At 72.9% G+C, this 18,456-nt stretch carries 19 protein-coding genes and 1 tRNA gene; 7 read left to right on the top strand and 13 right to left on the bottom strand.

What is annotated here, in order from left to right:
• Positions 1 to 173: 173 nt before the first annotated feature.
• The 5 genes from eno (at position 174) to ACPYO4_RS11465 (ending at position 4,615) form a co-directional block, all read left to right on the top strand.
• Positions 174 to 1,454, top strand: a complete 1,281-nt coding sequence (eno, locus tag ACPYO4_RS11445; protein ID WP_425709365.1) for a phosphopyruvate hydratase — start codon at positions 174 to 176, stop codon at positions 1,452 to 1,454.
• Positions 1,455 to 1,667: 213 nt separating this feature from the next.
• Positions 1,668 to 2,432 (top strand): FtsB family cell division protein, encoded by a 765-nt coding sequence (locus ACPYO4_RS11450; protein ID WP_425709366.1) that lies wholly within the window; start codon positions 1,668 to 1,670, stop codon positions 2,430 to 2,432.
• Position 2,433: 1 nt separating this feature from the next.
• Positions 2,434 to 2,949 carry a DUF501 domain-containing protein gene (locus ACPYO4_RS11455; RefSeq protein ID WP_425709367.1) on the top strand — a complete coding sequence of 172 codons (516 nt, stop codon included), beginning with the start codon at positions 2,434 to 2,436 and terminating at the stop codon, positions 2,947 to 2,949.
• 34 nt (positions 2,950 to 2,983) lie between these two features.
• Positions 2,984 to 3,931: an exopolyphosphatase gene (locus ACPYO4_RS11460; protein WP_425709368.1), complete on the top strand. Its 948-nt coding sequence runs from the start codon at positions 2,984 to 2,986 to the stop codon at positions 3,929 to 3,931.
• Positions 3,932 to 4,117: 186 nt separating this feature from the next.
• On the top strand, positions 4,118 to 4,615 hold the full coding sequence (locus ACPYO4_RS11465; protein WP_425709369.1) for a hemerythrin domain-containing protein: 498 nt from the start codon (positions 4,118 to 4,120) through the stop codon (positions 4,613 to 4,615).
• A gap of 35 nt (positions 4,616 to 4,650) precedes the next feature.
• Here the strand turns inward: ACPYO4_RS11465 and ACPYO4_RS11470 are convergent, their stop codons facing one another.
• The 7 genes from ACPYO4_RS11470 to ACPYO4_RS11500 all read right to left on the bottom strand — a co-directional run bounded on the left by ACPYO4_RS11470 (position 4,651) and on the right by ACPYO4_RS11500 (position 10,839).
• Positions 4,651 to 5,058 carry a cation:proton antiporter gene (locus ACPYO4_RS11470; RefSeq protein ID WP_425709370.1) on the bottom strand — a complete coding sequence of 136 codons (408 nt, stop codon included), beginning with the start codon at positions 5,056 to 5,058 and terminating at the stop codon, positions 4,651 to 4,653.
• On the bottom strand, positions 5,055 to 5,312 hold the full coding sequence (locus tag ACPYO4_RS11475) for a monovalent cation/H+ antiporter complex subunit F (RefSeq protein ID WP_425709371.1): 258 nt from the start codon (positions 5,310 to 5,312) through the stop codon (positions 5,055 to 5,057). Before ACPYO4_RS11475 ends, ACPYO4_RS11470 begins: the two co-directional genes overlap by 4 nt.
• Positions 5,309 to 5,671 (bottom strand): Na+/H+ antiporter subunit E, encoded by a 363-nt coding sequence (locus tag ACPYO4_RS11480; RefSeq protein ID WP_425709372.1) that lies wholly within the window; start codon positions 5,669 to 5,671, stop codon positions 5,309 to 5,311. Before ACPYO4_RS11480 ends, ACPYO4_RS11475 begins: the two co-directional genes overlap by 4 nt.
• Complete coding sequence (locus ACPYO4_RS11485) at positions 5,668 to 7,314, bottom strand: monovalent cation/H+ antiporter subunit D family protein (protein ID WP_425709373.1); 1,647 nt, start codon at positions 7,312 to 7,314, stop codon at positions 5,668 to 5,670. The genes ACPYO4_RS11480 and ACPYO4_RS11485 overlap by 4 nt, the downstream gene beginning before the upstream one ends.
• Positions 7,311 to 7,790: a cation:proton antiporter subunit C gene (locus tag ACPYO4_RS11490; protein WP_425709374.1), complete on the bottom strand. Its 480-nt coding sequence runs from the start codon at positions 7,788 to 7,790 to the stop codon at positions 7,311 to 7,313. The genes ACPYO4_RS11485 and ACPYO4_RS11490 overlap by 4 nt, the downstream gene beginning before the upstream one ends.
• Complete coding sequence (locus ACPYO4_RS11495; protein ID WP_425709375.1) at positions 7,787 to 10,630, bottom strand: DUF4040 family protein; 2,844 nt, start codon at positions 10,628 to 10,630, stop codon at positions 7,787 to 7,789. Before ACPYO4_RS11495 ends, ACPYO4_RS11490 begins: the two co-directional genes overlap by 4 nt.
• A gap of 80 nt (positions 10,631 to 10,710) precedes the next feature.
• The gene (locus ACPYO4_RS11500; protein WP_425709376.1) at positions 10,711 to 10,839 is read right to left on the bottom strand and encodes a hypothetical protein; all 129 of its coding nucleotides are present in this window, start codon (positions 10,837 to 10,839) and stop codon (positions 10,711 to 10,713) included.
• Between the two features lie 268 nt (positions 10,840 to 11,107).
• Between ACPYO4_RS11500 and ACPYO4_RS11505 the strand changes: the two genes are divergently transcribed.
• Positions 11,108 to 11,181, top strand: a tRNA-Leu gene (locus ACPYO4_RS11505).
• Between the two features lie 40 nt (positions 11,182 to 11,221).
• On the opposite strand, the gene ACPYO4_RS11510 is transcribed toward ACPYO4_RS11505, so the two are convergent.
• The 5 genes from ACPYO4_RS11510 to ACPYO4_RS11530 all read right to left on the bottom strand — a co-directional run bounded on the left by ACPYO4_RS11510 (position 11,222) and on the right by ACPYO4_RS11530 (position 16,677).
• Positions 11,222 to 12,343 (bottom strand): hypothetical protein, encoded by a 1,122-nt coding sequence (locus tag ACPYO4_RS11510; protein ID WP_425709377.1) that lies wholly within the window; start codon positions 12,341 to 12,343, stop codon positions 11,222 to 11,224.
• Positions 12,344 to 12,747: 404 nt separating this feature from the next.
• The gene (locus ACPYO4_RS11515; protein WP_425709378.1) at positions 12,748 to 13,452 is read right to left on the bottom strand and encodes a response regulator; all 705 of its coding nucleotides are present in this window, start codon (positions 13,450 to 13,452) and stop codon (positions 12,748 to 12,750) included.
• Positions 13,449 to 14,918 carry a sensor histidine kinase gene (locus tag ACPYO4_RS11520; protein WP_425709379.1) on the bottom strand — a complete coding sequence of 490 codons (1,470 nt, stop codon included), beginning with the start codon at positions 14,916 to 14,918 and terminating at the stop codon, positions 13,449 to 13,451. Before ACPYO4_RS11520 ends, ACPYO4_RS11515 begins: the two co-directional genes overlap by 4 nt.
• A gap of 8 nt (positions 14,919 to 14,926) precedes the next feature.
• Positions 14,927 to 15,754, bottom strand: a complete 828-nt coding sequence (locus tag ACPYO4_RS11525) for an ABC transporter permease subunit (RefSeq protein WP_425709380.1) — start codon at positions 15,752 to 15,754, stop codon at positions 14,927 to 14,929.
• A complete protein-coding gene (locus ACPYO4_RS11530; protein WP_425709381.1) occupies positions 15,751 to 16,677 on the bottom strand; it encodes an ABC transporter ATP-binding protein in 927 nt (308 codons plus the stop codon). Before ACPYO4_RS11530 ends, ACPYO4_RS11525 begins: the two co-directional genes overlap by 4 nt.
• 347 nt (positions 16,678 to 17,024) lie before the next feature.
• Here ACPYO4_RS11530 and ACPYO4_RS11535 point away from each other — a divergent pair, with 347 nt between their 5' ends.
• Positions 17,025 to 17,927: a Bax inhibitor-1/YccA family protein gene (locus ACPYO4_RS11535; RefSeq protein ID WP_425709382.1), complete on the top strand. Its 903-nt coding sequence runs from the start codon at positions 17,025 to 17,027 to the stop codon at positions 17,925 to 17,927.
• Between the two features lie 94 nt (positions 17,928 to 18,021).
• Here ACPYO4_RS11535 and ACPYO4_RS11540 read toward each other — a convergent pair whose 3' ends face one another.
• Positions 18,022 to 18,432 carry an FKBP-type peptidyl-prolyl cis-trans isomerase gene (locus ACPYO4_RS11540; RefSeq protein ID WP_425709383.1) on the bottom strand — a complete coding sequence of 137 codons (411 nt, stop codon included), beginning with the start codon at positions 18,430 to 18,432 and terminating at the stop codon, positions 18,022 to 18,024.
• Positions 18,433 to 18,456 lie beyond the last annotated feature (24 nt).

An 18,456-nucleotide genomic window follows, 5' to 3' on the forward strand; every position in this document is an offset into this window, starting at 1 on the left:
GATCTCGCTGCCCGACGGCTGCCGGCCCGGCCGGTGCGCGGCGCGCATCGGTGACGTTCGTCGCCGGACCCGTGCACCCTCTCCCGCCGGGACGGACGGCCCTGTCCGCGGCGCGCCCGGGTACTAGCGTGGAGCCCGACATCATCCGGGCATCCCCGACACAAGGAGAACCTGTGGCCACCATCCTCGAAGTAGCGGCACGCGAGATCCTCGACTCCCGGGGCAACCCGACGGTCGAGGTCGAGATCGGGCTGGACGACGGAATCGTCGCCCGCGCCGCCGTCCCCTCCGGCGCGTCGACCGGCGCGTTCGAGGCCGTCGAGCTTCGTGACGCCGGCGACAAGCGCTACGGCGGCAAGGGCGTGCAGCAGGCGCGCGACAACGTGCTGGAGATCCTCGCCCCCGAGATCCTCGGCCTCGAGGCCTCCGAGCAGCGCCTCATCGACCAGACCCTCCTCGACCTCGATGGCTCGGCCAACAAGGGCAAGGTCGGCGCCAACGCGATCCTCGGCGTCTCCCTCGCCGTCGCCAAGGCCGCGGCCGAGTCCGCGGGCCTGCCGCTCTACCGCTACATCGGCGGCCCGAACGCGCACCTGCTGCCGGTCCCGATGATGAACATCCTCAACGGTGGTTCCCACGCCGACTCCAACGTGGACATCCAGGAGTTCATGATCGCGCCGATCGGCGCGGGCACGTTCGCTGACGCCCTGCGCCAGGGTGCGGAGGTCTACCACGCGCTGAAGTCCGTGCTCAAGCAGCGCGGGCTGGCCACCGGCCTGGGCGACGAGGGTGGCTTCGCGCCGAACCTCGGCTCCAACCGCGAGGCGCTCGACCTCATCCTCGAGGCCGTCTCCACGACCGGCCTCTCGGCCGGCACGGACATCGCCCTCGCGCTCGACGTCGCCTCCACGGAGTTCTTCTCCGACGGCGCCTACCAGTTCGAGGGGAAGTCGACCTCGAGCGACGAGATGGTGGCCTACTACCAGCAGCTCGTGGCGGACTACCCGCTCGTGTCCATCGAGGACCCGCTGAGCGAGGACGAGTGGGGCGCGTGGAGCAGCCTCGTGGCTGCGGTCGGGGACAAGGTGCAGATCGTCGGCGACGACCTGTTCGTCACCAACCCCGAGCGCCTGGCCCGCGGCATCGCCGAGAAGGCGGCCAACTCGCTGCTCGTCAAGGTCAACCAGATCGGCTCGCTCACCGAGACGCTCGACGCCGTCGCGCTCGCGCAGCGCAGCGGCTTCACGGCGATGGTGTCGCACCGCTCGGGCGAGACCGAGGACGTGACGATCGCCGACCTGTCGGTGGCCGTGAACTCCGGTCAGATCAAGACCGGGGCGCCGGCGCGCGGCGAGCGCGTGGCGAAGTACAACCAGCTGCTCCGCATCGAGGAGGAGCTGGACGAGGCGGCGGAGTACGCCGGCCGCGGCGCCTTCCCCCGCCACCAGGCCTGACCGGACCGTCTCCTCGCCGAGAGTGCGGTCGGGCCGCCCCGACCGCACTCTCGGCAGGTCTCGCCGGCATCGTCGGCGCGTCCTGACCGCACTGTCGGCAGGTCCTTGCAGCACCGTCGAGGGTGCCGACGGCAGGCCGGGTCCGTCCGGTAGCGGGCGACTCGCGACCCGGCGGTCCACCACCTTGCGGGACGCGTGGGGGACGATGACGCGGTGAGTCGTCCGCCCGCAGCACCGCGCAAGCCCGGAGCGCCCCGATCGTCGTCGGCGCGCGGCGCCCGCTCGCGCCCCGGAACGCGCACCGCGTCCGGCACCACGCACGCCGGTCGCCCGGCGACGGGGCGCGGCCGCACCACCACCAACGGGTCCGCAGCGGGCGGCTCGCGCGGTACCTCGCGACCTGCTGCCGGCGGGGCCGGCGGAGGGCCGCGCGGCAACCGCCGCCTCGCGATCGCCACCGCCGACGGCGAACGTCCGATCCTCTCCCTGCGCGCCCTCGCCCTCGTGCTCGTGCTGCTGGTCGCCTTCGCCATCGTCGCGCCGACCGCCCGCCACGCCCTCGTGCAGGCCGAGCAGCTGCGCAGCGCGGAGGACGCGCTCGCGCGCGCCGAGGACGAGGAGCAGCGCCTCACGGACGAGCTCGCCCTGTGGGACGACCCCGCCTACGTCCAGTCGCAGGCACGCGCGCGCCTCGGGTACACGATGCCGGGGCAGACGCCGTTCGTCGTCGTCGACCCCGAGTCGGTGACCGGCGGACGATCGCAGGAGGAGGTCGAGGAGGCTGCGCGCGAGGACGCCATCGCCGCGTCGCGCCCCTGGTACCTCAACCTCCAGGAGTCCGTCGAGGAGGCCGGCGCGATCCCTGGCGAGACGCCGGGCGAGGAGGCCGAGCGCGAGGGTGATCTCCCCGAGCCCGACCTGCCGCCGGAGTCGCCGAGCCAGCAGGAGCTGCCGTCCTCGGACCCGCTGGCGGACTGACGTGCCGGACCGTCCCGTGCCGCCGGATGCCGTCGACCCGGCCGATCTCGACGCGCTGCGCGACCAGCTCGGCCGGGTGCCCCGCGGTGTCGTCTCCATCGCCGCGCGGTGCCGGCACGGACGTCCGACGGTCGTGCGCACCGCGCCCCGGCTCGAGGACGGCACGCCGTTCCCCACCACCTTCTACCTCACGTGCCCGCCCGCGGCCCGGGCAGTCTCCACGCTCGAGGCCGAGCACCTCATGGCGGACATGCAGGCCCGCCTCGCCGACGACGCCGAGCTCGCCTCCGCCTACGCGGCCGCGCACGAGGACTACCTCGCCCGACGCGGCGAGCTCGGCCACGTCGAGGAGATCGCCGGTATCTCCGCCGGCGGCATGCCCGAGCGGGTCAAGTGCCTGCACGCGCTGCTCGCCCACTCGCTCGCGGTCGGCCGGGGCGTCAACCCCTTCGGCGACGAGACGCTCGACGTGCTCGCCGCGCGCGGCATGTGGAGTCCCGCGACCTGCACCTGCTGAGCACGGTGTCGGCGGCGCGTGACAGCATGACCCGGTGACACGAGCGGCAGCGATCGACTGCGGGACCAACTCCATCCGCCTCCTCGTCGCGGACGTACCGGGCGCGGGCGGCGCGGCACTCGACGACGTGGTCCGCGAGATGCGGGTCGTCCGCCTCGGCCAGGGTGTCGACCGGACCGGCCGGCTCTCCGACGAGGCCCTCGCGCGGACCTTCGACGCCGCCCGCGACTACGCGCGGCTGTGCGAGCGGCACGGCGCCGAGCGGATCCGGTTCGTCGCCACCTCCGCGACGCGGGACGCCGAGAACCGACAGGACTTCGTCGACGGGATCCGCGGGATCCTCGGCGTCGAGCCCGAGGTCGTCACCGGCGAGGCCGAGGCGGCGCTGTCGTTCGCGGGTGCGACGTCGGTGCTGCCGGAGGGCACGCCCGGACCGGTCGTGGTGGTGGACATCGGAGGCGGGAGCACCGAGCTCGTCGTCGGCGACCCGCGCTCGCCCGTTCCCGAGGCCTCCGTCTCGCTCGACATGGGGTGCGTCCGCCTCACCGAGCGGCACCTCGCGGGCGACCCGCCGAGCGCCGAGCAGGAGGCAGCCGCCCGCGCCGACGTGCGCCGGCTGCTCGAGTCGGCCGCGCTCCCGCTCGACGACGTCCGCTCGCTCGTCGGGGTCGCCGGGTCCGTCACGACCGTCACCGCCCACGCGCTGGTACTGGACGCCTACGACCCCGCGCGCATCCACGGCTCCGTCCTTCCCGAGGACGCGGTGCTGGCCGCCTGCGACTCGCTGCTGTCCGCGACCCGCGAGGAGCGCGCCGCCATGCCGTTCATGCACCCCGGTCGCATCGACGTCATCGGTGGGGGAGCCCTCGTGTGGAGCGAGGTCGTGCGCTACGTGTCCGAGCGGACCTCGGGGACCGGGACCGCGGGCGTCGTCACCTCCGAGCACGACATCCTCGACGGGATCGCGATCGCCCTCGCCTGACGCGTCGCGCTTCCCGGCGAGTGAGGGGCTTTCTGCCCGACGCGGTGAGCGGGGTTCTGTCCGACGAGTGAGGGTTCTCGGCTAACCTGCCCCGAGCGTCGCGTGCCGGTGGCAGACCGTGCCAGGCATGGAGGCGCCGGACACGAAGGAGGCCGACGATGTCGTCGTCGATCCCTTCGCCCTCACGTGACTGAGGGCGGGACCACCTCTCGCGACGCCGAGGACGAGAAGGCCAGGCTCGTCGCCTGGGGACGCGAGCTGCGAGCGGTGCACGACAGGCTCCGCGAGGCGCTGCGGGTGACCCGGGGGGCCGTCGCCCACGGCGAGGAGGCGGCGCCCGCCACGCGGGAGCTGCTGCTGTTCTGCCACGGCTTCTGCACCGCGCTGACGGGCCACCACGAGGGTGAGGACCGTTCGCTGTTTCCCGCGATCGCCGCCGCCCGGCCCGACCTCCGGGACACGCTGCGGCGGCTGGAGCAGGACCACTCGATGATGGGGTACCTCATCGCCGGTCTGCAGGCAGCGGTGGAGCGCCCCGCGTCGCCCGCCGAGCTGGACCGGCACCTCGAGGGCCTCGCCGCGATCATGGAGTCCCACTTCCGATACGAGGAGCGCCGGCTGCTCCCGGTGCTCGACACGCTCGCGCTGCGGGCGGACCCGCGCGAGGTCCTGGGGCCGCTCTGAGAGGTCGCGGCACCGTCCCGGGACGCGGGCGCGCGTCAGGATGCGGGACGGTCCGGGCGCGCGGCGTCGTCGGTGTCCGTGCCCGGGCCGGCCCCGTGGGTCTCGGCCCGGCGTCCCGTCTCGTCCGCGAGCTCGTCGAAGCTCTTGCGCAGGAGGGGGACACCGGTGAGGTACGCGGAGCGGGCCACGACCATGGTGCCCACCGACGACGTCGCCAGGTGCAGGCCGACGACGAGGATCGCCAGCACGAGGTTGCGCCACGACGGCGCGACGAGCACGCACCCGACCACCACGAGGATGATGCCGAAGCCGCCGGCCGTCCCGACGGCCGAGATCCGGGTGTACACGTCGGGGAACCGGACGATGCCGAGCCCGGCCGTCGCGAAGACGAGCGCCCCGACGACCACCACGACGTTGCCCACCACCGCCGCCATCTCCGTCATCGCTGCCCCCTCGTCAGTGCACGTCCGAGCGAGATCGCGCTGAGGAACGCCACGAGCGCGACGACGAGGAGGAGGTCGAAGGCGTAGGTCATGGCGGTGAGCACCCCGCCGAGCACGACCAGACCGATGACCCCGAAGGTCAGCAGGTCGGCACCGACGGCCCGGTCCGCGTCGCTCGGGCCGACGAGCATCCGATAGGTGGCCACGAGCGCGGTCACCCCGACGATGACGATGGCGATGACGATGCCGGTCACGGAGCCTCCTCCTGACGTCGCACCGCGCGCAGGAGGTGGGACTCCATGTCGCGCAGCTCGACGCACATCTCCTCGGCGGTCGCGCTGTACAGACCGTGCACGTACAGGACACGCGTGTCTCCCGGCCCTGCGCGCTCGGTGCCGATCGTCAGGGTGCCCGGGGTCAGGGTGATGAGCGCGGCGAGCAGCGTGACCTCCAGATCCGTTCGGCACCTGGTGGCGAACCGGGCGATGCCCGGGGTCGAGTCCTGCCCCGGGGTGAGATTGTCCTTGAGCACGGCCACGTTGGACGTGACCAGCTGCCACGCGTACCACAGGGCGAACCACAGGATGCGGAAGGGCCAGGTCAGCCAGCTCATCGACCGAGCACCGCCTCGACGTACGCGGAGGTGTCGAGCAGGCCCTGGGCGGCTGTCTCCGAGAGGTCGAGGAGGACCTCACCACCGAGCCCGAGGGCGACCGTGATGGCAGCGAGGACCACGGCCGGGGCGGCCAGGGCGGCACCGATGCGTCGTCCGTCGTCGGTCGTGGCGGCGTTTCGCGCCTCTGTGGTGGTCGCCTCGGTCGCTGTGCCTGCCGTTGCCGTCGCCGCCCTTGTCCCCGGCGCTGTCACAGTCCCCGGCGTCGAGCGGCCATGGGTGCCCGTGGGCCCGGTGGGGGTCCCGTCCGCCTCCTCGGCGGTGCTCCGCCCGGCGGTGTCGGGTGCTCGGTCCCAGAACACGCCCGACCAGATCTTCAGCATCGACAGCAGCGTGACGAGGCTGACGACGAGCATGACGACGACGGCCCCGATCTGACCGGCACCCACCGATGCGGTGATGAGCGAGAGCTTGGCCACGAACCCGGAGAACGGCGGGATGCCGGCGAGCGAGAGCGCTGCGACGAAGAAGGCGATCGCGAGCACGGGCTCCCGCCGCGCCATCCCGCTCAGCGCGCCGATCCGCCCCGTGCCGTGGCGGACCTCGATCGCTCCGGTCGACAGGAAGAGGGAGGCCTTCACGATCATGTGGTGCAGCAGGTAGAAGATCCCGGCGGTGAGCCCGCCGAGGGTGAACAGGGCGACCCCGAGGAGGATGTAGCCGATCTGGCTGACCATGTGGAAGGCGAGGATGGAGCGCGTGGTCGTCTCGCCCACGGCGCCGAGCACGCCGAGCACCATCGTGGCGGAGAACAGCACCACGCCGATCCACAGGTACTGCGCGTCGCCGTCGAAGAGGACGGCGTAGATCCGGTAGATCGCGTAGATCGCGACCTTCGTGTTGAGTCCGGAGAACAGCGCGGTGACGGCCGGCGAGGTCCCCGGGTACGCCTTGGAGAGCCAGCCGTGCACCGGGACGACGGCGGCCTTGATGCTCAGCGCGAACAGGCACACGGCGCCCGCGGCCGCCACGAAGGGGTTCTCCGCGGCGGCCCCCTGCAGCTCCGCGAGGTTGACGGTGCCGGCCACGCCGTACACGAGGCCGACGCCGGCGACGAAGAGCGTGGACGTGAGCATGTTGACCGTGACGAAGAGGCGGGCGCCGGCGATCTGCCGCCGGGTGGCGGAGCCCGGGCGCGCCAGCACGTACAGGCCGTACGCCGGCAGCACCATGACCTCGATGAAGACGAACATGTTGAACAGGTCGCCCGTGAGCAGGATGCCGTTGACGCCCGCCGTGAGCACGAGGACCAGCGGTCCGAAGAAGCGCGAGCCCGCGCGCCCGGACGCGTGGGCGAAGGCGGTGCACGCGACGGTGAGGATGCCGGTGACGACCAGCATGAGCGCGGAGAACATGTCGGCGACGAACGGGATGGCGATCCCCGTCTCCCACATCCCGACCCCGTGGGCGATCGCCCCGCCGTCGCGGAGTCCCGCCACGAGCGCAACGGCCCCGGCGAGGGACGCCACCAGGACCGTGAAGGTCGTCGCGGCCTGGAGACGTCGGCGGTCGCCGACGATCACGAGCAGCCCGCCGACGAGGAGCGGGACGGCGACGAACAGCGGCAGCGCGGCGGCGTTCACGAGGTCACCGCCCTCTCGTCGTGGGACCGGTCGGACGTCCGGCGTGCGGCGTCGTCCTGCTCCACGGGGCGGGCCGCGACACGGTCCTGGTCCCGGTCGGCGTCGCCGCCGGAGCCCGGGTCCACCGCGCCGACGTGCTCGGGGTCCGTGTCGTCGTCGTCCTGGCCGGCGCCGTCGTCCGTGTCGTCGTCCTCGCCGCCGGCCACGGCCAGGACGAGCATGACGACGGTGATCGAGAAGGCGATGACGATCGCGGTGAGGACGAACGCCTGGGGGAGCGGGTCGGCGGCCGTGGACGGGTCGTCCGGGGTGCCGAACGGCAGGCCCCGACGTGAGGTCCCGCCCGCCGCGATGAGGACCAGGTTGGCGGCGTGGCCGAGCAGGACGAAGCCCAGGACGACGCGCAGCAGCTCGCGCTGCATCATGAGATAGACGGCGCCGGCGACGAGCACCGCGGCGGTGATGGCGACGGTCATCGTGCGTTCTCCTTCGCTGCATCGGCGGGCTCCGCCGGAGGGCCGTGCGCCGGGCGTCGTGCATCCTCCGAGCCCGGCCGGCCCAGGAGGTTGAAAGAGGCCAGGACGACTCCGAGGACGGCGAGGTAGACGCCGATGTCGAAGATGAGCGACGACATGAGCTTGTACCCGAGGACCTCGACCGACAGCGGGGCCAGGAACGAGCCGTCGAGGTATCCGGCGAGTCCCGAACCTGCGCCGATCACGATGCCGAGGCCCGTGAGCAGCAGGTAGGGCCAGCGGATCGGTGCCGACCGGTCCGAGGGGGCGGCGAGGTAGAGGAGCGCACACCCTGCGCCGCCGACGAGGGCCGCGATGAACCCGCCCCCGGGCTCCTGGTGGCCACGCAGGAGGAGGACGGCGGACAGGACCACGGCGAGCGGGCCGACGAGGCGTGCCACGGTCCGGACGAACACGGTGTTCTCCCGCGCGTCGGCGATCGGGGAGCGGGCGTCGATCGGGGACGGGCGGATGGGCGTGAGGCGACGGGATCTCACCACGACGGCGACCACCAGGCCGGCGACTCCGAGCACCGTGAGCTCGCCGAGGGTGTCGAGGGCACGGAAGTCGACGAGGATCGTGTTGACGATGTTGGCGCCGCCGGTCGTCGCCTCGCCCTCGGTCAGGTAGTAGGTGCTCGCCGTCGACGGCTCGCGGCGACCCGTGAGGACGAAGACCCCGGCGAACGTGGCGAGGCCGGCCCCGACGGCGACGACGGCGGCCGGGACGCGCCGGCGGAGCGGGGACCTGCGGAAGTGCTCGGGCAGCCGGCGGAGCAGGAGCACCATGACGCAGACGGTGAGGATCTCGACGAGCAGCTGGGTCAGGGCGACGTCGGCGGCGCCGAGGACGACGAACCACAGGCTGACGGTGAAGCCGGCGACGCCGGTGACGACGACGGCGGAGACTCGGGAGCGCGCCCGCACCGCCGCCACCACGCCGGCGACGACGAGGGCGACGAGCACCCAGTCCAGCGGCCTGGTGGGGTCGCCCACGAGGGCCGGCAGGCCGTCGGTCCGCAGGAGCATCCAGGCTGCGATCACGGCGAGGGAGGCGGCCGGCAGCGCCAGGTGCCGGCGCGGGCTCATCGGATCGGTGAGGCGACCGATCGCGGTGCCGAGGGCGATGGTGCCGCGCCGCATCGCGTCGACCAGGTCGAGCCCGGAGACCGGGAGGGCGAGCGGGCCGGTCAGCCGGTCGACCCGACGGCGCGCGAGCACGAGGACGGTGCCGAGGGTGAGCACCGCGGCGGACACGCCGAGTGCGGGCGTCAGGCCGTGCCACAGGGCCAGGTGGACGTCGACCTCGGAGCCGACGGCCCCGCTCGCGCCGGCGGTGCCGAGGGTGTCCAGGAGCGCCGGCGCCAGGCCGAGCACGAGAGTCACCAGCGCACCGAGCACGGGAGCGGCGAGGAATGCGGGGTGGCCGTCGTGCACCTGTGCGGGCGGCGTCTGCGGGCTCTGCGTGGTTCGGGTCGGGCGGTGCTCCTCCCGGGCGTCGCGCCCGGTGCCACGCCCCGCGGCGCCCAGCACGAGACGGGCCGAGTAGGCGAACGTGAGGACGGAGGTCGCGGCGGCCGCCGTCGTCACGAGGATCGGGACCCAGCCGGGACCGGGGGCCGCGAGGAACGCGTCGAGCAGCGACTCCTTGGAGACGAACCCCAGCAGGAGCGGCACGCCCGCCATCGATGCCGCCGCGACGGCCGCGGCGCCCACGGTCACCGGCATGCGCACCCGCATCGCCGCGAGCTCGCGGAGATCGCGGGTGCCCGCCTCGTGATCGATGACGCCCACGAGCATGAACAGGGTGGCCTTGAACAGCGCGTGGGCGATCGTGTGCACGACCGCCGCGGTGAGTGCGGCCTCGGTCCCCACGCCGATCGCGGCGACGAGCAGGCCCAGCTGGCTGATCGTCGAGAAGGCGAGCAGCTCCTTGAGGTCGAGCCGGCGCAGCGCGCCCGCCGCTCCGAGGAGCGCCGTGACGAGGCCCGACGTGATGAGCAGCCACGACCAGACCGGCACCTCGGACAGCGCGGGGGAGAAGCGCAGCAGCAGGTAGATGCCGGCCTTGACCATCGCGGCGGCGTGCAGGTAGGTCGAGACGGGCGTGATGGCGACCATCGAGTCCGGCAGCCACGCCTGGAACGGGAACTGCGCGGACTTGGTGAAGGCGGCGACGGCGATCAGCACTGCGACCGTCGTCGTGAAGGTGGCGTCCTCCGTCCACGCCGGGTCGGCCAGGACCTCGCTCAACCTGCTCGTGCCGGTCTGCACGATCATCACGACGACGGCGGCGAGCAGGCTCAGCCCGCCGGCGACCGTGACGAGCAGCGTGCGGATCGCGGGTTCGTGTGCGTGCGGCCCCGAGCGGGAGATGAGGAAGAAGGAGCACAGGGTGGTGATCTCCCAGGCGACGAACAGCACGACGAGGTCGTCCGAGAGCACCAGGAGCGTCATGGCCGCGGCGAACAGCGTCATGAGGAGGTAGAACCGCGAGTGCGTCCCGTGGCCGAGGTAGCGCGCCGAGTAGACCAGGACGGCGGCACCGATGACGAGCACGAGCAGCGTGAACACCAGCGCCAGGCCGTCCAGCCGCAGCGCCAGGTCGATGCCGAGCGTGGGCATCCACGACCACACCTCACCGACCGGCTCGTCGACGCCGTCGTAGGCGGCGACGATCAGACCGGCACCGGCGAGCAGCGGGAGGGCCAGGGGGAGGCCGGCACGGCGACCGAGGACGCGCCCGAGCGGGATCGCGGCCGCGCACGCGAGGAGCGTGGCCAGGAGAGCAAGGGTGAGCAACGGTGCCGCCTAGGTCGTGTGGGGGGACTGGTCTGCCTCCGGCCGAGGTGTGCGCCCGGTGAGGGCGGGTTCGGCCGTCGTCAGCCCGTGGGCGGGATGCCCGCCAGTGCGGCGCCCCAGCTCGAGACCTGCCCGTTGGTCCCCACGTGTACCGGCAGCGTGCAGACCGCAGTCTCGGCTGCGGTGCTGAGTTCGGCGGTGACGAGCATCGGCGGCAGTCTAACCACTCGGCGGCGGCGCTCCGGCCCGTTCGCGGGTCACGTCTCGCAGGGGCCGCTCCGACCGGTTCGGGGGTCACGTCTTGTCGGGGCCGGTCAGGACTGTTCGCGGGTCGCTCGTCGTCGGGGCCGGTCAGGACTGTTCGCGGGTCGCTCGTCGTCGGGGCCGGTCAGGACTGTTCGCGGGTCGCTCGTCGTCGGGGCCGGTCAGAAGTCCACCGGTGCGGCACGATGGTCACCTGCCCCGCGGTCCGGGGGCGCCCCCATAGCCCAAACGGCAGAGGCAGCCGGCTTAAACCCGGCCCAGTGCGGGTTCGAGTCCCGCTGGGGGCACCGGAGGGTTCCGGCGCAACCCCAGTCACGGGGCGCGCGCTCACCGCCGGACCTCCTCCGCCGGCCGGGACTGCTGCGCCGGCCGGGCTTTCTCCGCCCGCCGGACCTTCTCCGCCGGCCGGACCTGCCTTGGTGCGCTGCTCATGAGCTCGACGACAGGGACGAGGGCCAGCTCCGTCCCGTCCGGCACGCGTTCGCGGATGCGGCGGATCGCGACGGACGGCTCGGCGGCCTCCGCGGCGGTGAGGTGGAGGACCTTGTGCCCTGCTCGCTCCAGGTCGCGGTCCCGTCGGCGCTCTCGAACGAGGGCGTCCGACGTCGCTGCGGGATCGGTGCCGTACTTGGTCCGTCCGTCGAACTCGACGACGAGCCACAGCGGCCGGCCGTCGTCCGACGTGCCGATCCTGATGGCGAGGTCGACCCACCAGCGGTGGTGCTCGGTCTCGATCCTGCACTGCTGGACCGCGTCACGCACGCCCCAGGTGAGCACGATCCACCGGAGGCGGGACTCCCACGCCGACTCCGACCACGGTGAGGCCCAGCGGATCAGTCGGATGGCGCGCCGGACGCCGCGAACCCCGGCGAAGTGCTCTCGGAGGCGTCCGATCAGGCGGGCGCGCAGAAGCTCGGCCTCTCGGTCCACCCGCTCACGCTCCCGCCGATCTGCGTGGCAGAGCTTGGCGAACGCGTGATCCAGAGGAACCATCGCGTGCTCCGGGTCGCGCAGCCGGGCGAGATCGATCGCGGTCCGCTCCAGGGTGGTGACGAGGATGCCGGCGATCGACTCGACGTCGTCGGACCGTACCGAGAATCGGTGGATCTCCACGTCGTCGGCGGACTCCCCGCTCGCACGCCCCGGGTACAGCACGGGCACCGTCGTCGGAAACTCCCACAGGTAGAGGCCGTGGAACGCCGCGGCCGACTCGAGAGCCAGCGCCCGCACCGATCGGGACTGCTGCTGCACCGCGACGCTCCTCGCTCGGTAGAGCTCACGCTGCCGATCGGCACCGCGAAGATCGCGCCGCACGACGGCGACAGCGCCGCGTCGAACCTTGACCGCCTCGTTCTCATGGTCGCCCGCGAGCGGATCCAGGCAGTGGCGGACGTCCCCCATCAGCAGGCGTGGCGTCGTCGGTCGGGGAGCCTGAGCTGCGCGCGTCATGCATCGGAGCCTGACCGGTGCCAACGGTGGGGTTGTCGAAACCCGACAGTTCCTGTGGACAGGAACGGACGGGCGGCACCTGTGGGGCTCTGGTGGTGGCGGGTAGGTCGAGTGAGCTGCCGGCGCGAGGTTGGGGGGCTGCCATCGCCGAGGTCGGCCGGTTGCCGCCCGTCGCGTCAGGGCGGTGGCCTCGAGGGCGCGGGTTGTGTGTCGAGGGCGCGGTGGACACGTCGAGTGGACCCCCGCCGTCGGTACTTTCGACACCTCGTCAGGGTCCTCGGTGGCGGACCGCGCTCTCGACGGCTGCACGGGACCTCGGCGGGACACCGCGTCCTTGGCGATGCCGCCGCCGACACCGATGCCGACGCCGACGCCGACCACTCCGCCGCCGCCGACCCCGCCGCTCAGGCCGGCTGGACGATCCCGGTCTCGTAGGCGAGGACGACGGCCTGGACCCGGTCGCGGAGGGCGAGCTTGCCCAGCACGGCGCCGACGTGGGTCTTGACCGTGGTCTCCGAGACGACGAGCTCGCCCGCGATCTCCGCGTTGGACAGGCCCTGGGCGAGCAGCGTGAACACCTCGAGCTCGCGGGAGGTGAGGCTGGCGATGCGCGGGTCGCGCTCGGCCGGCGTGCGCTCGCGGCCCGTGGCGGGCAGGCGGGGCCCGAACATCTCGAGCATGCGGCGGGTGATGCGCGGCGTGATGACGGCGTCGCCGCCGGCCACCCGGCGGATCGCCTCGACGAGGTCACCGGGCGGCGTGTCCTTGAGCAGGAACCCCGAGGCCCCGGCGCGCAGCCCGGCGAACGCGTACTCGTCGAAGTCGAAGGTCGTGAGGATGAGGATCCGGGCCTGCGGGTAGGACCGGACGATACGGGCCGTCGCGTCGATCCCGTTGAGCTCCGGCATGCGAACGTCCATGAGGATGACGTCGGGGTGCAGCGCTGCCGCCTGGGCCACCGCCGTGCGGCCGTCCCCGGCCTCGCCGACCACCTCGATGTCGTCCTCGGCGTCGAGCACCATGCGGAAGCCCATGCGCAGCAGGGCCTGGTCGTCCGCCAGCAGGACGGTGATCACGCCGCCGTCGGTACCTGCGTCCATCTCGGTCATGTCGTCCGTGCCTCCGTCGTCCCGGCGCCCACTCGCAGGCGCGCCTCCACCCGCCACCCAGTATCCGTCGGTCCGGCCACGACGTTGCCGTCGAACACGGCGGCGCGCTCGCGGATGCCGATGAGACCTCGGCCCGACCCGCCGGACGCGGGCGGCTCGTCGCCGGAGACGTTCTCCACCGTGATCGTCACCTGCCCGGCCGTGCGCGCCACCGTCACCGTGATCGAGGGCGAGCCGGGCGCGTAGCGCAGCACGTTGGTCAGGCACTCCTGGACGATGCGGTAGACCGTGAGGCTGAGCGTCGTGTCGTCGGGCAGCGGCGGGCCGGTGATGGTGACCGTCACCGGGAGGCCCGCCCCACGGAAGGACTCGACGAGGGTCTCGATGTCCCCGACCACGGGCTGCGGTGCCAGAGGGGCGTGGGCGCCAGGCAGGCCCGACCCGGCCCCGACGGCCGGTCCGGTCCCCGCGTCGTCGCGGAGCATGCCCACCATCCGTCGGGTGTCGCCGAGGGCCTCACGCCCGGTGCCGGCCAGTCGCTCGAGGGCCGCGCGCGCACGAGCGGGGTCGCGGTCCATCGTGCGTACCGCACCGTCGGCGAGCGTGACCATGACGGACAGGGAGTGCGCCAGCACGTCGTGCATCTCGCGCGCGATCCGGGTGCGCTCCGAGCTCACCGCGAGCTGCTCACGCTGGTCCCGCTCGAGCGCGAGGCGGCGGGCCCGGTCGCCGAGCTGTACGACGCGTCGCCGGCGTTCGCGCAGGTTCGAGCCCACGAGCGCGGCGACCGTGACGATGCCGGCGGCCTCGGCCCCGTCGAGGAGCCGGGTGCCCTCCCCACCGAAGGACAGGTTGGCGAGCACCGCGAAGGCGCTCGCGGACACGGCGGCGACGAGCGTGGTCCGGCCGGGCCGGTCGAGGCCGATCGTGAGGATGAGGACCGCGACGGCGATGATCTCGACCGGCGCGATGCGCGGCGTCGACAGGACGTCGAAGACCGGCATCGGGACCGAAGGGTCGTAGGACCAGACGGTGACGACCGCCGGGTCGGGCTCGAGCCCGGAGTCGCCGAGGCGCGCGAGGACGGGGACGACGAGGGCCGTGCCGAGGAGCACGAGCGGTGCGCGGCGGCGCAGGAGGACAGCCGATCCCAGGACGAGGGTCTGGATGATGCCGAGCACGGCGACCGGGGTGTACTGCTCGAGCGCCGCGATGATCGCCAGGCCCAGCATGACGGCGACGTAGGCGGTGGCGAGCGTGAGGTCGAGGACGACCGGGTTGCGGGCGACGGCCCGCCCGAGCGCCCCGAGCGGCACGGGGTCGGCGTCGGTCTCCGACCCGGTCGCGACCCGTGCCTCGAGGTCCGCACGCACCTGGGCGGGAGCCCCGCGGACCGTGCCCGGCGCGACCGGCCGTCCGGCCGGCGCCCCGGGCGGGCCGCCGGGCGTGACCTCGTCGACCGCCACCAGCGCCGTCAGGCGTCCCGGCGGACCAGGACTGCTCCGCCGACGGCGAGGGAGACCGCCGCCCAGGCGGTCGAGACCAACGCGCCGACCCCGTCGGAGTACGCCTTCTCCATCCCGAGCATCCCGACCTCGGGCGCGAGGTAGTCCGCGGCCACGTTGGAGGGCAGCAGGTCACGGATCGTGGCCACCCACTCCCACGGCAGCAGCTCGAGGATGATGGGCACGAGCATGAGCAGCACGAGCACGGCGGAGATGCCCCCCGCCGTGGACCGGAAGATCGCGCCGAAGCCCACCCCGACGATCCCGCAGGTCACGGTGTAGAGGACGAACAGGGCGATGACCTGCCACGTGCCGCTGTCGGTCAGGCTCACGCCCTGCCCCAGGGCGTCGCTGATGTAGGGGTTGCCGACGGCCCACGTCGCGAGGAACGCGACCAGGGTCTGCACCGCGAGGGCGATGACGATGAGGACCGTCTTGGCGGAGAGCACGGCGATGCGGCTCGGCTGCGCGGCGAGCGTGGAGCGGATCATCCCGGTGGAGTACTCCGACGTCATCGTCAGCACGCCGAGGATGGCGGACGTCGTCGCGAGGAGCCCGGCCACCAGCACGAGCAGGTAGACGCCGTCGATGTCCCCCAGCCCCGGGAACCCGGCCTGGTCGATCGAGTCGGTGATGCCCCAGACGGTGGCCCACTGGAACGCCACGTAGAGGACCACGCCGATGCCGAGGACCCACCACGTCGAGCGCAGCGAGAAGAACTTGATGAGCTCGGCCCTCAGCGTGCCGAACCAGGTGACCCTGCCGGTGGGTGCCGGCGGTGCGACGGCGGTGCTCATCGGGCCACCTCGCTGCGTCCGGTCTCGCCCGCGCGGTACTCGACCGAGTCGTGCGTGAGGGTCATGAACGCCTGCTCCAGGCTCGCGCTGCGGGGGCTGAGCTCGTGCAGCGCGACGCCGGCGTGCAGCGCGGCGTCGCCGATCTGCGGCGCGGCGACGTCCTCGACCTCGATCGTCTCGGCGTCGACCCGGCGGATCGTCGCCTGCTGCGGGAGGGTGCCGAGGAGCTGGTCGATCCCGGGGGAGCGGACGACGACGACGGGCCGAACGGACGCGTCGATGACGTCCTTGACGGGCCCCCCGGTGATGATGCGGCCCTTGCCGATGACGAGGAGCTGGTCCGCCGTCATGCTCATCTCGCTCATGAGGTGGGAGGAGATGAAGACGGTGCGGCCCTCCTCCGCGAGCCGGCGGACGAGCGTGCGGACCCACTGCACGCCCTCGGGGTCCAGGCCGTTGACCGGCTCGTCGAGGATGAGGACCTTCGGGTCACCGAGCAGCGCGGCGGCGATGCCGAGGCGCTGCCCCATGCCGAGGGAGAAGCCACCGACCCGCTTCTTCGCGACCCTGCCGATGCCGGCGAGCTCGATGACCTCGTCGACGCGTCGGCGGCCGATGCCGTGCGTGGTTGCCAGCGCCCGCAGGTGCGAGCGCGCGCTGCGACCGGGGTGGACGGCCTTCGCCTCGAGGAGGGCGCCGACCTCGTGCAGCGGCGCCCGCAGGTCCTGGTAGCGCTTCCCGTCGATCGTCACGCTCCCGGCGGTGGGCCGGTCGAGCCCGATCATCATCCGCATCGTCGTCGACTTGCCGGATCCGTTCGGGCCGAGGAAGCCGGTCACGGTCCCCGGGTGGATCTGGAAGCTCACCTGGTCGACGGCGAGCGTGTGCCCGTACCGTTTCGTCAGTCCCTGGGCCTCGATCATCTGGCGTCCCCTCGCGGGTCGGTCCGTCCGCGCGGCCGTTGCCGGCGGTGTGTTGCCCGCCAACCTAGTACGTGGCCCCTGCCGACCGGCACCCAGGACCGCACCGGACGGTGTCCCGGCACGGAGGCGCGGCACGGAGGCGCGGCACGGAGGCGCGGCACGACGCCGGGCACGACGCCGGGCACGGGCGCGTGGCACGACGCGCTACGCCCTGGGGTGAACTCACCCGGACGCACGCTGTCCTCGCGCGCGAGAACCGATACTCTGGGGTGGAGACACGCCGTCGGCGGACGACGTCGGTAGCGACACCCAGAACGCCCCCGTGCCTCAGCGGGTAGGAGGATCCCTTGAGCAACCCATACTTCAACCGGAGCGTGTTCTCCGACGATCCACGCCAGCGCAGTCGTGCCGGTGCCGGCACCAGCACGGTGCAGCAGGGCTACGCGCAGCCGGGCTATGGCCAGCCGGGCCAGGGCTACGGCCAGCAGACCCAGCCGGGCGCGACGCCCATGGGCGGGTTCGAGCAGCAGTACGCCGGTGCCGCGGCCGGACCGGTCGACACCGGTCGTCTGACGATCGACGACGTCATCGTCAAGTCCGGGATCGTCCTCGGCACCGTCATCCTCGTCGGCCTTGCCACCGCGTTCCTCGTGCCGATCGAGTCCGCGATGGCCCCGATGCTCATCGGTGCGATCGGTGGGCTGGTTCTGGGGCTCGTCAACGCCTTCCGGCGCAACCCGAGCCCGGGCCTCATCCTCGCCTACGCGGGGCTCCAGGGCCTGTTCCTCGGTGCCTTCTCCATGGTCATGGAGGGCATGTTCCCGGGCATCGTCATCCAGGCGGTCCTCGCCACGTTCGCGGTCGCCACGGTCACGCTGCTGCTCTACACGTCCCGCGCGGTGCGCGTGACGCCCAAGCTCACGCGCTTCATGCTCATCGGCATGGTCAGCTACGGCCTGTTCTCCCTGGTCAACCTCGGTCTCATGCTCTTCGGCGTCTCGGACGACCCGTGGGGCCTGCGGACCGGCGTCGAGATCATGGGCATCCCGCTCGGCATCCTCGTCGGCGCGTTCGCGGTGCTGCTGGCCTGCTTCAGCCTGCTGCACGACTTCGACTCCATCGAGCGCGGCGTCAAGGCGGGCGTGCCGAGCCGGTACGCGTGGGCCGCGGCCTTCGGTCTGGCCGTCACGCTCATCTGGCTCTACCTCGAGATCCTGCGCATCCTCGCGATCATCCGGGGCGGCGACTGATCCCGCCCACCCGCTGACGACGGCGGCCGGTCACCCTCGGGTGACCGGCCGCCGTCGTTCGTCGTCCGCCCGCTCCCGGGCGGCGACAGCTGTGTCAGTGGCGCTCGACGCCCACGATGTCGATGACGAACACGAGAGTGTCGCCGCCGCCGATGCCGGCCTGCGGGACGCCCCGCTCGCCGTAGCCGTGCTCCGGCGGGATCGACAGCAGCACCCGCGAGCCGACGGTCTTGCCCGGCAGGCCCTCGTCCCAGCCGCCGATGACGACGCCCATCCCGATGGGGAACGAGATCGTCTCGCCGCGCGGGTACGAGCTGTCGAAGACGCCGCCGCCCCACACCTGCCCGTGGTAGTTGACGACGATCGTGTCGCCGGCCTCGACGACCTCGCCGTCGCCGGCGGACAGGACCTCGACCTGGAGGCCCTCGGGTGCGGCGGGGGTCGGGAACGTGAGCGTCGGGCTCTCACCGAAGGAGCCGGACGCGGTGGGCAGCTGCTCGGACATGGACGTCCTCTCGTCTGGGGAGCC

It is taken from the genome of Georgenia sp. Z1491 (assembly GCF_049856175.1).
In the GTDB taxonomy this organism is placed as follows: domain Bacteria; phylum Actinomycetota; class Actinomycetes; order Actinomycetales; family Actinomycetaceae; genus JB111.

Coding starts and splice junctions, on each gene's coding strand:
- ACPYO4_RS11540 (WP_425709383.1), bottom strand. CDS start 18,432: ATGTCCGAGCAGCTGCCCACCGCGTCCGGCTCCTTCGGTGAGAGCCCG.
- ACPYO4_RS11500 (WP_425709376.1), bottom strand. CDS start 10,839: ATGCTCGTCACCGCCGAACTCAGCACCGCAGCCGAGACTGCGGTCTGC.
- ACPYO4_RS11510 (WP_425709377.1), bottom strand. CDS start 12,343: ATGACGCGCGCAGCTCAGGCTCCCCGACCGACGACGCCACGCCTGCTG.
- ACPYO4_RS11530 (WP_425709381.1), bottom strand. CDS start 16,677: ATGATCGAGGCCCAGGGACTGACGAAACGGTACGGGCACACGCTCGCC.
- ACPYO4_RS11525 (WP_425709380.1), bottom strand. CDS start 15,754: ATGAGCACCGCCGTCGCACCGCCGGCACCCACCGGCAGGGTCACCTGG.
- ACPYO4_RS11480 (WP_425709372.1), bottom strand. CDS start 5,671: ATGAGCTGGCTGACCTGGCCCTTCCGCATCCTGTGGTTCGCCCTGTGG.
- ACPYO4_RS11490 (WP_425709374.1), bottom strand. CDS start 7,790: ATGACCGTCGCCATCACCGCCGCGGTGCTCGTCGCCGGCGCCGTCTAT.
- ACPYO4_RS11515 (WP_425709378.1), bottom strand. CDS start 13,452: ATGACCGAGATGGACGCAGGTACCGACGGCGGCGTGATCACCGTCCTG.
- ACPYO4_RS11470 (WP_425709370.1), bottom strand. CDS start 5,058: ATGACGGAGATGGCGGCGGTGGTGGGCAACGTCGTGGTGGTCGTCGGG.